The sequence below is a fragment of the Tautonia sp. JC769 genome, assembly GCF_040717455.1.
Taxonomy (GTDB): domain Bacteria; phylum Planctomycetota; class Planctomycetia; order Isosphaerales; family Isosphaeraceae; genus Tautonia.
The window spans coordinates 90,418-103,378 of sequence record NZ_JBFEFH010000022.1 but is presented as its reverse complement, the minus strand read 5'-3'; the positions used below and the strand labels follow the sequence as shown (position 1 = coordinate 103,378).

Genomic DNA, 12,961 nt, shown 5'->3' with positions numbered 1-12,961 from the left:
CTACATCGACAGCGAGTCGTGGATGTCCTTCATCTGGACGCCGTGGACCAGGGCGACGCCGGCCCGCAGGGCGGCGGCGACCTGGACGGCTTCGGTCATCTGTTCCAGATTCGAGCCGTTCTCCAGGCAACTGCGCGTATAGGCGTCGATGCAATACGGGCAGCGTTCGTTGTGGGCGACGGCCAGCGCGATGAGGGCCTTCTCGCGGGCCGAGAGCGCCCCCTCCTCGAAGACGGCACCGTACCACTCGTGGAACTTCTTCCAGAGTTCCGGTGCGCCTTCGGCAATTTCGGGGAATCGGGGGAGGTCCTCGGGGTTGTAATAGGACGAGGCCATGAGGGTGTCAACTCCTTTTCAAAGGCGCTGGTTAGCTGTTGATGCTGCCAGACGTTGATCGGGCCTTACGACGGGATGGCGGAGAGGCGCATTCGGGCGAAGAGGGCGGAGAGCAGGTAGAAGGCGACGGCGACCCAGATGAGGTTGTTGAACCCGAGGGCGAGCGAGAGGTTCTCGCTCAGGCCGCCGACCACCACTCCTGCCACGTTGGCGCCGAGGGCGAGGTCGGGGCGAGGCCGGTCGCGGAAGGCGGTGGCGAAGATGATCCCGGCGAAGAAGACGGGCAGGAAGACCACCGTGCAGGACACGAGGACGCGGAGCACCTCCGGCAGGGCGAGGTAGGTCTCCAGGGGGACGAGCACGTTGGCCAGCAGGGCGAGCACCAGGGCCACATAGGCGGGCCACTGGCGGGTCGGCTTCACCCGGATGACGAACAGGTTCCCCAGCAGGATCATGACGAGGATCGCGCCGAAGACGATGGAATTGACGGCCCAGGTGGAACCGAAGAGGAGCGCCATATGGACGACCCCCTTGGTTTCGAGCAGCATGAAGCCCGCACCAAGAAAGAACATCTGCACGTCGGGGCGCCCGCGTCTCCGGGGCGAGAAGGCCAGCAGGAGGATGAGGGAGAGGACGCCGACGATCGCCATGCCCCGGAGGTTCAGGTCGGGGATTACCGGGTCCTTCAGGTACAGGAACGGCCAGGAGTCGGTGGGGACCCGGGAGATGCCCTCGGTCAGGACGCGGGCGGGGCGGAGGGCGTCGTTGGGGGCCTCGGGCCGGGGGGCGAAGGAGACGTCGTGGGTCCGGTCGTCAGGGTCGAGCGAGGTGACGAGGACCTCCTGGTCGGCGAAGCGGTCGCGGGCCTGCTCGATGGCGGGGGTCGGGCCGTTGCCGGCCATCAGGAAGGTGATGTGGTTGCTCTGCGAGGCGTCGGGGCGGATCTCGTCCTGGGGGGGCAGCGAGAAGACGACCGGCGGTTCACCGAAGGCGTCGTCGATCATCAGGTCGATCCGCCCCACGACCCAGCCCTGGCGGTAATAGTTGTACGCCGCGAAGACGCCGCCGGGCTTGAGCCGGGCCTGGATGTCTCGCATCGCCTGGTCGGTGAACAGGAAGCTCTCCAGGCGCAGGCTCGAATAGCCGGAATGGAGCACGAGGGAATCGACGAGCGCATAGATGATGAGGTCGTATTGCTTGTCGGTCGTGCGGAGGAAACCCCGCCCGTCGGTCAGGTGGACGGTGACGCGGGGGTCCTGGTAGGGCCGGTTCGGGTGGTGCTGCCGGCCGAGGCGTTGGAGGGTGGGGTCGATCTCGACGGCGTCGACCCGCTCGGCGCCGAACTGGAGGGCGGAGGCGACGTCGTTGCCCGAGCCGGCCCCGATGATCAGGACATCCTTGAAGGCCTCGCCGCCTCCGGCGCGATTGAGCAGGTGCGGGAGCCAGTAGGCCCGCCCGGTGGCCTCGACATCGATCATTTGTTGATGGCCGATGTTGTTGGTCTCGATCAGGCGGGCGTCGGCCGAGTACTCGACCTTGTAATAGGGCGACCAGAAGGTGCGGGCGTCGTTGCCCGGCCCGAAGGCGGAGATCGCGGCGAGGTAGACCAGGCCGATCAGGCTGCCGATTTGCAGCATCGATCGCGTGCGCAGGAGCGCGATGAAGGCCCCCGTCGCGACGGCGAACCACAACAGCGGCGTCGTCTCGTAGCGCGAGGCCAGGGCGAAACCGGCGATGCCGACGAGGCTGCCCGCGATGTCGGTCGAGTAGGCCGCGACCCGGTGGGGGATGGCGTTGAAGCGGCGGCCCATCACCTGGCCGATCCCGACGAACATCAGGGCGATCAGGACGAAGAAGACCCCGGCGAGGACCTCGATGGGGATGACCCAGGCGAAGGGGTCGCGCGCGAGGTATTCGGTCCCGAAGTAGATTTGCTGGGGGGAACCCCGGCCGCCCACCTCGACCATGACCCCGCCGCCGGTCTGGTGCGCTTTCAGAATCCACTGCGCCAGGAGCGCGGCGACGAGCCCGACGGGGAGGGTGATCCGGGCGTAATCTCGGGCGGAGGAGGCGGTGATCAGGCCGACCGACAGGCCCAGGAAGCAGGCCATGAGCACGAGGTTCGTGAAGAACGTCAGGAAGGCGACCGTGGCCCCAAACCACCGGATGCAGGCCAGTTCCAGGAACAGCGCGACGAAGCTGATGAGGAACAGCTCGACATACGCGCGTCTCGTTGCGGGAGTCGATTCGGAGGATGTTGGGGATTCCATGCGTTCTGGTCTTCCCGTCGAGTGCTCGGGCGGTGAGGGGGTCAGGGTGGGGGCGAATTCTCGGTCTCGGCGGTTTCCGGCGGGGCGGGCGGCCCGGGGTGCTCGGCCGGCTCGGCGCGGATCGGTTCGACGCGGACCCTCCTGACCCGGTTCGGCTCGGCGTGGAGGACGATCAGGCGGTGCTGGCCGACGACGACGGTGTCGCCCTCGGTCGCCAGGCGTCCCAGCAGCTCGACGACGAGCCCGCCGGTGGTCCGCGAGTCGATCTCCTCGGGCACGGCCACGCCGTTGGCCTCCCGGAGTTCGTCGACCGGATAGACGCCATCGACCTCGAACGCGCCTCCATCCTTGGATTCGACGCGGGGCGGCTCGCGGTCGAATTCGTCCTGGATCTGACCGACGAGCTTCTCCAAGACGGTTTCGAGCGTGACCATGCCGACCACGTCGCCGTGCTCGTTCAGGAGCATGGCCAGGTGGATCTGATTGCGCTGGAATTCGAGCAGGAGGAGGTCGAGCTGCATCGTCTCCGGCAGGAAGGGGACCGTGCGGGCGAGCCTGCGCAGGTCGGGCCGGCCGTCGTCGGAGCCGCTGGAACGGAACAGATCCTTGACGTGGATGAAGCCGACGACGGTGGTCAGGTCGTCCTCGCAGAGGGGGAAGCGGGTGTGGCCGGCGCGGCGGGCGATCCGGAGGTTCTCCTCGACGGATCGGGCCAGGCTGAGGTAGACGATGTCGATGCGGGGGACCATCGCGTCTTCGGCCGTCTTCTCCTCGAGATTGAGCACATTCTCAATCATGACGCGTTCGAATCGGGAGAGGTGGCCCCCCTGGTTGCTCTCGGAGAGGATGTGCCGGAGCTCCTCCTCGGTGTGGGCGAGCGCCTCGTGGTCGAGCGTGCCGATGCCGGCGAGGCGGAGGACCAGGTCGCTGAAGCCGTTGAGGAGCCAGATGACCGGGAAGAACAGGTAGTAGAACGCCATGAGCGGCGGCGCGGTGATGAGCGCCATGGGCCGGGCCGCGCGGATGGCCAGGCTCTTGGGGACAAGCTCGCCGATGCTGATGTGCAGAAACGTGACGAACACGAACGCGAACGCGGGGATGAACGGGATGCGCTGCCCCTGGATCTCCAGGGCACCCTCCGGCAGCCCGATCGAGTGCAGCAGGGTCTCGATCCCCGGCTCGACGGAGCGTTCGATGACGAAGCCCAGGCCGAGGCTCGCCAGGGTGATGCCGAACTGCGAGGCCGAGAGATAGGCGTCGAGGTGGTTGAGCAGCCGGCCCGTCACCTTCGCCGCCCAGTCGCCCTGGCCGGCCAGTTCGTCGATCTGGCTGACGCGGACCTTGACCAGCGCGAACTCGGCCGCGACGAAGAAGGCGTTGGCCAGCAGCAATCCGGCCACAACCAGAAATTCGACCATGCCCTTCCTCGGGCCAGTGCGATGATGGCGGGGCTCGGAGCGATCTCCGCGCGACGGGGGCCCGGATGCGTCCCCGCCGCCGATCGATTCCGCCGCCCGCCCTGACGGTGTCGTTCCGCCCGATCTTACCCGAACCGACTTGCCCTCGCACGCTGCTACTGCCCCGCCCTCGCCGATTCCCCTCCCCGCGAGTTCCCGCCCTCCTCCGACCGGGCGACCTCGCCCCTGCCGGAAAATTTCGCCTTGAACCAGACGACCCCGCCCGTTAGTTTAATGGTGTCTTCTCGTCACCAAGACTGCGGGCGGCTAGCTCAGTTGGTTAGAGCGCCATCTTCACACGGTGGAAGTCACTGGTTCGAGTCCAGTGCCGCCCATTTCTAAGGCCTGTCGTAATAAGAAGTTGCGGCAGGTCTTTTCTGTACCAATCAGCCTCCTCCGGCCTGTACCAATCTCTGTACCATTTCGGTCGGTCAGAGGGGTAGCCTCTCCCCTTTCGGAGATGGCCCGACGCCGGCAGGCCGCCCTTTCGGCGATCGACACCTCGGCCGCTCATTCCCCTAGGCGTCGCGGCTGACAGGGATGTAGGAGGCATCGGGGCTGTCCATAGGGATTCCTCACGGAGGGACAGGAGGTAGGGGCCGATTCAACTCTCGGCCAGCTTCCTCGACTTCGCCTTGGCTTCCAGAAGATCGAGAGGCGTATCACGAAGTCCACGCTGGTGGAGGACCTGATCATGGCCCACCTGCTTCCTGCGAACTACTCCATGATCTTCGCCGACGATGCGATCTGTCCGCCGGCCCCTGAGTAATGGGGGTGAGGATGATCGGCCCAATCCCCTGCCCCCGCCCTCAACTTCCGGATCGCCGTTGCTCCTCGACCACCTCAGCAATGAGCGTGGCGATGATCGCGGACCAGATGAACACCTCTGCTGCCTCAATGGGCATCTCTGTGCTCCCCAGCGGGGCGGGAGACCCTGTGATCCCCCGCCCCCATTCCTCAATTGAAGACTTCGATCCCATCGATCACCGCGATGGGCTCCGGCTTCGCTCGGTGAACCAGCCTCCCGAACATCCGGCCGACCTGGAGGCCGGAGTGCTGCTGGGGAGCGGGCCTCAGGAGTTTCACCGCTTCCGTCATCGAGTTATTGAGAGACCACAACGAGCGGTCTGGGAACTTCTCTGACTGGACCTCGTCCTCGAAGTAGAGACGGGTGACGATGGGGAACAGACGGATCGGCATGTGTCCCGACGCAAACGCATCGTGAATGATCGTCTTGGCATCTCCGTCGGAGAGGCGGTGATGACGCATCCGATCGATGTCGCAACGGAACGCCCCGGCCCGCTCCAGGAATTGATCCACCGCCCCGGGAACGACGGCCCGGAGATTGAGGCGAGAGGTGTGTTTCCGTTTGAGGAAGACCGCACCGGACGACCCAGAGAACGCCCAGTTGTCGCACACAAACACACGAGCGGCGGCGACGAACTGGATCGAACAACTCTTGTCGTTCGCGGCCCTCAACCCGAGCCCCATCGAATAGTCGGGGGTGTCGAGGTCGCGGATTCTGAGGTCCAGAGTTCCGAGCAACTTGGCATCATCCCGCCCGAGAGTACAGAACTCCTCGCGGGTCACATCGACCCCTTGGGCCGTCAGCCCATCGACGAGTGCTGACACAAGCTCCGAGTGCGGGACCGGCCGCCAGGTGGCCGTCGGAGCGGGAGTGTGGAGGCCGAAGAGGTCTTCACGGGTCCGCCTGATGCCGCCGCAGTGAACGACGAGTTGTGAATTCTTATGCATGATCATCAACCTTTGTGCGAGTCGTTGGAGGTAGGGATCGGGCCCCTCCCGATCCCTGGTTCCGAGTCAGATCGAAGGGTGTCCGTGTTCGAGGCGGTCCATGGCCTCGGCCTCCTCGGCGGCAAGTTCGAGGGCCTGGGCCTCGATGTCGTTCGCGTAGTCCTCGGCGGCACAGAGATCCGCGTAGTAGGCGGCCTCGGCGTCCCGCATCGCGGCGTCGCGATCATCCAGCAGTTCGATTGGAGTGGGATCGCCGGTGTGGTGATCTTCACCATTCAGATTCGCAGCGGCCCAGGCACGGTCCTCGGGCGAGGGATGCGTCTCGTCGGTGATCGTGAAGCGAAGCTCGTCGGTCCAAGCGGGCCACTCGACGGCGGATTGGTAGCGGCGGGTTGAGTTGCGGCGTACACTACTCATGAGTCTCGACTCCCTCATTGAGTCGGGGCCTCGGGGCCGGGCGGCGTCTCATTCACGCTGCTCGGCCCACTGTGCTCCGGGGCCGCCATCCGGCCCCTCCACTAGAGGGGGAGGCGAGTGTAGGTGAGTGTTGGGGGGGTGGGGTTTTTATGTTGGGATGCTTCCCCGATCGACCACTCAACACGCAGTCGGGGGTGCATTTACAACAGGGGCCGCCCCAACTGGAATTGGGGACATTGCGTGCACTCACGCATTCGCTTCAGGCGGCGAACCATCCTCGGCTGCCGGGAGGCCCTGGAGGAGTGTGGGGGCAGGGGGTGTGGCCTCGAAGGGGATCGAGGTGTGCGTTGCGGTCGCCGAGGTGAATGGTTCACGCGGGCCGGATCACCGCGAAACGGGGTGCGGCCCTGTGGGACATCCTGCTGGGTCGACTCCGAACGCCCTGACAGATCGCGGACGCCGGCCCCGTGCCACCTCCATGAACGAGGGGTGGTCGAACTCCTGCTCGACCGGAGCGGGGGCTTGCGGCCGAAGTGCCGACGCCTCGACCGGATTGGACGTCCCTCTCCGACTCAACCACGGCGTGGGCCTTCCATCCCCCTGCCCCAGTTCCGTTCCGAGAGCGGCTGCCCCCCCCACCTTCCGGGCCATTTCTCCATCGACGACAGCAGGGCCGTGCCGGGGCTCACCGAGGTCCGGTTCACGCGTGGAAGTCGCCGCGTTGCCGGGCCGTCGCGAGCCCCGGAGTGTGCCGGGTTCGCACCGAGGTTGCTCAGGTTGTAGGGGGCATCGAGCGGGAGTTCGCGACGAGGCGGAACTCGCGACAGTGCGACAGTCAACGGTGGTCGGTAGGAGAACCCGATCCGATCCTCAGCCGACAATCACCCGCTCGATCTCCCCCGCGTCGGCGGCATCATAGCCCGGCAATTCGCCGATCAGCTTGCGATACCGACGCTCGCGGACGACGCGGACGAGGGCCTGGATGCGGGGGTCGGCCTCCGCACTTTGCGGGTAACACAGGTCGTAGGACTCGACCTGGATGCCGAGGAATCGCAGCCCTGCCTCCTCGCCCGCCAGCCGCAGGCAGACGCCGGCCTCGGCCCAGCCGCAGCGGATCGCCTCGGCCACGCCGCGATGGTCGTAGGCTACGCGTCGGGGTGCCGGCCGACTCGGGCGAAGTTGATCGAGGCATCGTCGGGCACCGGAACCCGGCTCGCGGCCCACCCAGGAAAGCCTCGCTTGCAACGCCTCCCCCACCGTGCTTGCGGACACGGTCGGGTCGAGGACCAACCCCTCCTCCCACCGGGCGACCCGCAGCAGATTCATCGGCTCCGAGACGTGCCCCCGGACGGCCTTCGCGTTCCCCTCGGCGTCTTCGGCGGTCGCCAGGTGAATCCCGGCGACATGGACCAACCCACTCCCCAGCAGCGAGAGGGCCTGGCCGCTCGATCGGGGCAGCACCAGCAGGCGGAAGCCGCTGGCCCGGGCATATTCGGCGGCCAGGAGGCCCGCAGCCGGGTCGCAGCAGGCGATGACGAGGGTCTGTTGCGGGGGAAATTCCCCCTCGGACGCGAATCGACCCTCGCGAGCGATCCCGTCGTGGGCGACGGCACCGAGCAGGCCGGGCTCGACCGGGTAGAGCAACGTCCGGCCCCCGACCTCCGCGTGCCAGTAGCGGCTCGGCTCCCGGCCGGGTGGCCAGGCCCACTCCGGACGACCCGGCGGAGGGCTCGGCCCGCCGAACAGTTCCTCGACGGTGCAGCCGAGGGCGGCGGCGAGCGACAACGCCGCAGCGACGGAAGGGACGATCCGGCCCACTTCGATCGCACTGACCGCCGTGCGGGAGATGCCCGCCCGTCGGGCCAGTTCCTCCTGCGGCCAGCCCCGATTCTGCCGCCGGGCCTTGACGCGATTGCAGGATTCGTGCTTCTCTGCCATGATCGTGCCACTTTACGACAGGATCGTGTCGAAGGCAACGTGCCACGCCGCCGAGGGCGGGGAGGGCCTCCCATGATGAAACGCGACGGACGCTCGGGCTTCACGCTGATCGAGTTGCTGGTGGTGATCGCCGTGATCGGCATCCTGATCGCCCTGCTCCTGCCCGCCGTCCAGGCCGCTCGCGAGGCCGCCCGCCGAGCCCAATGTACCAATAACCTGAAGCAGATCGGCCTGGCCCTGCACACCTATCACGACGCCCATCACCGATTCCCGCCCGGTCGGCTGCGGGGCCTGCGGGACGGCCACGGTCGGTGCTTCTCGGCCTACGCCCAGATCCTCCCGCAGTTGGACCAGGCCAACGCCTTCGCCGCCATCAACTTCGACCACAGCCCCGACAACGGCCCCTCGGGGGCCTCCGTGCCCGAGAACACGACGATCATGAACCTGACGTTGGGCATCCTGCTCTGCCCCAGCGACGAATTCCGGAAGTTGCAGGGGGACAGCGGCGTACACAACTACCCGTTGAATACGGGGACCACTTACCCGGTGTCGCCCCGCAACCCCGGCGGGATCCCGGTCACGGGCACCTTCTTCGAGAACTCGGCGATCAGCCTCGCCGACATCCGCGACGGGGCGAGCCAGACGGTCTGCATCGCCGAGACGATCAAGGCCGACCTCGGCGGGCCTTCGGTGTGGGACGGCGTGAGCCGGACCAACGGCTTCGTCCTGACGCGGGGCAACGACAACAGCGGCAACGGGCCGGAATTGACCGACTACGCCTCGCAGTGCAGCGGGGCGGGGCTGGCGTTGCAGCAGACGCGGGGCAGTCGCTGGGTCTACGGGGCACCGGGCCACAGCATGTATAACCACGTGCGACCGCCGAACGACCCGGGCGTGGACTGCCGGGGCGGGTTGCCGCACAGCAGCCGGACGAACTACTGGTGGGACCGCCTCTCGCACAACGTCGCCGCCCGCAGCCGGCATCCCGGCGGGGTCAACGGCCTGCTCTGCGACGGCAGCGTGCGGTTCTTCAAGGACGGCATCAGCCCGTCGACGTGGCGTGCCCTCGGAAGCCGCAATGGCGGGGAAGTCGTCGGCGGCGACGCCTTTTGACGGGAGGACGCGATGATCCGTTCCCGCGACCAACCGCTTGCCGTCCTCAAGTCCGCTCGCTTGGGAGACGTGAGGTCGGAGGTCGCGGCCGGCGTGATGGCCGTCCGCCCCGTCCACGCCCGGGGCACCCGGCGACGTTGCCGCACCCTCCGTGGGATGCCCAACACCGTGCGAAACCCCACGACGTTCACGCGACCGGCTCGACCGAGTGGGGGACGGCGGGCATCCGGGGCGGTGCGGTCTCCCACATCAGGGCGATTTCCTCGGGGGTGAGTCCATATGCCTCGTTGACCAGGTCGGCGACCTGGCGTTCCAGGACGCGGGCCTCGGCCGCGAGTCCTCGGGCCGGTACGATGGTGCGTTCATATTCCTCGTCCAGGAGCTTGCGGGCGGCGAGGGAGAGCGGCTTGTCACGACCCCTGAGTTTCTTCACCTCTGTCGCCAAAACCTCGCGTTCCAGACCGACGGGCTGCCGCAGCTTCATGCTCGGCTTCTCGATGTCGTACTCGGACCTCAACCAGTTGAGGATGTCTCGGCTCGTTCGATGCACAGAGGTCGTCACTTCGATCAGGCGTCGCGTCGCCTCCTCTGCTCTCGATGCGATCTCCCTCGTCGGCACCGCGATCGGGAAGGCGTTCATGAAAACGCCCTTCATCCTCAGTGCCTCATCCTTGCCGTGGTAGACCGTCCTCCACGCATACCACCAAATCAGCGGGGAGTTGAGGCACGCCAGGATCCACGTGTCGGTGGTCGCGATGAAGAACGAGGTGTCTCCAATCAGCGTACCGGTCTGGTCGTAGGAGAAGCTCGACCTCCAGGTGATGTCCGGGTACACGATCTTCGGTTTCTCGAACGATGCCCAGTAGGCACAGGTTCGCAGTTCCCACCAGTGGCGGCCTTTGTCCTGCCGCTTGATCAACTTCGCTTCGAGAGGCTTCAGATGAGCGTAGAGGCTTGGGTAGGTATGGCCGAACACCTCCTCGGCACGTTCCCCCTCGCCAGTCCAGGGCCAGGCGTGATCGCCACTGGATTTAATCACGATCATCCACAGGTCGGCCCAGGTGGGCGACCATTGGGAGATGTCCTGGCCCCGCAAGAACGGCCGGATAAGCTCGGCACTCTGCGGATCCTCCGCGATCAGGGCATCCCTCGTGGGTGTGTCGATCAGGAAAGCCTCGTTGAGGCCCGTTAAAATGCCGCGGTAGGGCCTACCCCCCGCGAACTCCGCCAGCGGCACCCCCTGCCCCCGAATCTTCCCCATCAACTCGTGGACGCCCTTCGGTTCCAACGACCACGCCCCTGCCGCCAACCGTCCTCGCCCGACCTCAATCCCCTCCGACCCGATCTGGGCCCCCAGGTCGGCGATGCGGAGTTGATCGCGGGGGATCGCACATACCGTCGCGGTCTCCGGTGCCGGCCCGTCGTCGGGCCTGCGGGCCACGATGATGCAGGGGAAGACGTCGGCGTCGGGAAAGATCTGCTTGGCGTGCCCAAAGTCGACGACATCCTCGACCCAGGAACGTTCCGCGAAGAACGTGCGGAGGGGTTCCGCGTACCCGGCTCTCAACCACTTGTTCGTCACCACATAGGAGAGCCGGCCCCCAGGCCGGAGGAGATTCATCCCCAATTCGTAGAAATAGACGTAGAGATCGGCCATTCCGTGATAGGACGCGAAATGCTCCTTCAGGTAGGGCTTGTACGGCGAAATCCACTCCTGCCGCACATAGGGCGGGTTGCCCACTACGACATCGAATCCCCCGCCCTCGAACACCTCGGGGAAGGCCGAATGCCAATCGAAGGCCCGGGGGTGGACGGCCGGGTCGGACACCACGCTGTTGCCCACTCGGATCGAGTGGTCCAGGCTCGTCAGCACCTTCCCCCGCTGGGCGGTCTTGATCCAGAGGCTCAGCTTGCAGATCTGGATCGCCTCCTCGTTCAGGTCGACCCCGTACAGATTGTTCTGGAGGATCTGGCGATCGAGGTCGAAGAGGGTCCGATCGCCTCGCAACTCCTCCAGCCGGTCGTTCGACCGCTCGAACGCCTGATAGAGTTGCTCGAACGCCTCGATTAGGAACGCCCCGCTGCCACACGAGGGGTCGAGCACCCGGATCGTGGCCAGGTCGTCCTGCCACGCCTCCCAGAACCGGATGAGTGCCTCTCTCTGGGGGGTGTTCAAGACGTCGAGGTCGTAGGCCCTCGGGTCGGCCAGCACCTTCCGGGCAGTCCCGGCCGCCTCCCCGGCGTGCCGATCGCGGAGGGCCTCGAAGCGGTCCTCGAGCACCCGGCCGAGGGCCTGGCCGACGATGTACCGCGTGATGAAGGGCGGGGTATAAAACGCCCCTTCCCGCTTGCGTCGGCTTGTGTGCTGTTCGCGACTCTGACGATCCTCGCGGCCCTCGATCTCGTTCTTGAGCCGTTCCAGGTCCGTAATCGACTGCTCGAAGATATGGCCAAGGATGTCGACGTCTACGAGGGTATCCTCGCCGTCGCCAACCTCGGAGGCGGGGCGGTACTCGTAGGCCGCGAGGTCCCGGAAGTACTCGCAGACTTCGTCGGGGACCGTCAGTGCGTCGAGCCGGGGGTCTTCGGCGAACAGACCGCCGTTGTAGGCGGGAATCCTCAGGGCGGCGTTCCCCTGGTCGATCGCCCGGAACAGGCCACGGAAGTTGTCCCAGATCGGGCGTGGGTTGTAAGGATCGGCGTGCTGGTAGGCTCGTCCGATCGATTCCCCGGGCAGCAACCCACGATCCTCGCAGAACGCCGTGAACAGGACGCGGTCGAGGATCTTCTGCGTGCAGGCCAGCACCTCCAGGGGCGGAACCTCGGGATTCACCTCGCACAACCGGTCGAGAGCCGCCTCCCGCATGTCGGCATATCGGACGTAGTAGTCCTTGGTCACCTCCCGGCCGACCTTCTCGGAGGCGTCGAGCAGTTCGTAGAGATGACAGGGCTCGGTCCGGGGCACCACCCGGTCGGCCCCGAGGAGGAACACGAACTTGCGAAGGAGGGCGTCGTCGCCGGCCAGGTCGGCGGTCTCGAACCGCTCGAAGGTGAACTGATCGGCCCCCTTGTAGTACAGGCGGGTCTCGCGGATCGAGGTGACCACAATCCAATCGCACGGGAGGTTGATGGCGTATCGGTACGCCTGATCGACGGCCGACATCTTGCGGCCCCCGAACGGCCGGTCGAGCGGATCCTTCGGCCCCTTGCCCTCGATGGCGACGACGAAACGCTGGAGTTCGGGCCGGAAGTCGCCCAGCACCGCGTCGGCGAACTTGCCGTCGACCTGGACGTGCTTCTCTCGGCCGAAGGTATACCGGTCCTTGCCCTCGACGGCGGAGGAATAGCCGAGCAGCCCGCAAAAGATGTCGCCCAGGAACTCGGGGAGGAGTTCGCTCTCTTTGAAGGCGTCGGCCCGACCCGAGGAGACCATGTCGGCCCATTTCGTCAGACGTTGGAGATCTGGGGGCAGGGAGGTGGCGGCCAGTCGGGGGCGAATCACCTCGGGTCGGAATAAGGGCTTCGGTTCGACGGGCACAGCGAGAACTCCAACTCGATAGACTGCATCCAAGCGAGGGGATTCTAGGCCCTTCCGCAGTTCGATGCCAGAGAGTTGATTGATGAAAGCCGCCAACTTGGCATGTCAGCTTGCATGCCGATCTTGTGCGGCGTACG

Annotated in this window: 8 protein-coding genes and 1 tRNA gene; 2 read left to right on the top strand and 7 right to left on the bottom strand. The window is 66.2% G+C overall.

Features of this window, described 5'->3' with window-relative positions; all coding sequences use genetic code 11:
* From AB1L88_RS19800 to AB1L88_RS19790, 3 genes are all read right to left on the bottom strand, one after another.
* A complete protein-coding gene (locus tag AB1L88_RS19800; RefSeq protein ID WP_367098420.1) occupies positions 1-336 on the bottom strand; it encodes an arsenosugar biosynthesis-associated peroxidase-like protein in 336 nt (111 codons plus the stop codon).
* 65 nt (positions 337-401) lie between these two features.
* Positions 402-2,606, bottom strand: a complete 2,205-nt coding sequence (locus AB1L88_RS19795) for a hypothetical protein (protein ID WP_367098419.1) — start codon at positions 2,604-2,606, stop codon at positions 402-404.
* Between the two features lie 41 nt (positions 2,607-2,647).
* Positions 2,648-4,024, bottom strand: a complete 1,377-nt coding sequence (locus tag AB1L88_RS19790) for a hemolysin family protein (protein ID WP_367098418.1) — start codon at positions 4,022-4,024, stop codon at positions 2,648-2,650.
* A gap of 300 nt (positions 4,025-4,324) precedes the next feature.
* Here AB1L88_RS19790 and AB1L88_RS19785 point away from each other — a divergent pair.
* Positions 4,325-4,398: transfer RNA gene (locus AB1L88_RS19785), tRNA-Val, on the top strand.
* A 622-nt stretch (positions 4,399-5,020) separates the two neighbouring features.
* On the opposite strand, the gene AB1L88_RS19780 is transcribed toward AB1L88_RS19785, so the two are convergent.
* From AB1L88_RS19780 to AB1L88_RS19770, 3 genes are all read right to left on the bottom strand, one after another.
* Positions 5,021-5,653, bottom strand: coding sequence for a DUF932 domain-containing protein (locus tag AB1L88_RS19780; protein WP_367098417.1), 633 nt, complete (start codon positions 5,651-5,653; stop codon positions 5,021-5,023).
* Between the two features lie 231 nt (positions 5,654-5,884).
* Positions 5,885-6,235, bottom strand: coding sequence for a hypothetical protein (locus AB1L88_RS19775; RefSeq protein WP_367098416.1), 351 nt, complete (start codon positions 6,233-6,235; stop codon positions 5,885-5,887).
* An 870-nt stretch (positions 6,236-7,105) separates the two neighbouring features.
* On the bottom strand, positions 7,106-8,173 hold the full coding sequence (locus tag AB1L88_RS19770) for a substrate-binding domain-containing protein (RefSeq protein ID WP_367098415.1): 1,068 nt from the start codon (positions 8,171-8,173) through the stop codon (positions 7,106-7,108).
* A gap of 72 nt (positions 8,174-8,245) precedes the next feature.
* Here AB1L88_RS19770 and AB1L88_RS19765 point away from each other — a divergent pair, with 72 nt between their 5' ends.
* Positions 8,246-9,286 carry a DUF1559 domain-containing protein gene (locus AB1L88_RS19765; protein ID WP_367098414.1) on the top strand — a complete coding sequence of 347 codons (1,041 nt, stop codon included), beginning with the start codon at positions 8,246-8,248 and terminating at the stop codon, positions 9,284-9,286.
* 187 nt (positions 9,287-9,473) lie between these two features.
* Here the strand turns inward: AB1L88_RS19765 and AB1L88_RS19760 are convergent, their stop codons facing one another.
* Positions 9,474-12,719, bottom strand: a complete 3,246-nt coding sequence (locus AB1L88_RS19760; protein WP_367098413.1) for a DNA methyltransferase — start codon at positions 12,717-12,719, stop codon at positions 9,474-9,476.
* Positions 12,720-12,961: the final 242 nt, after the last annotated feature.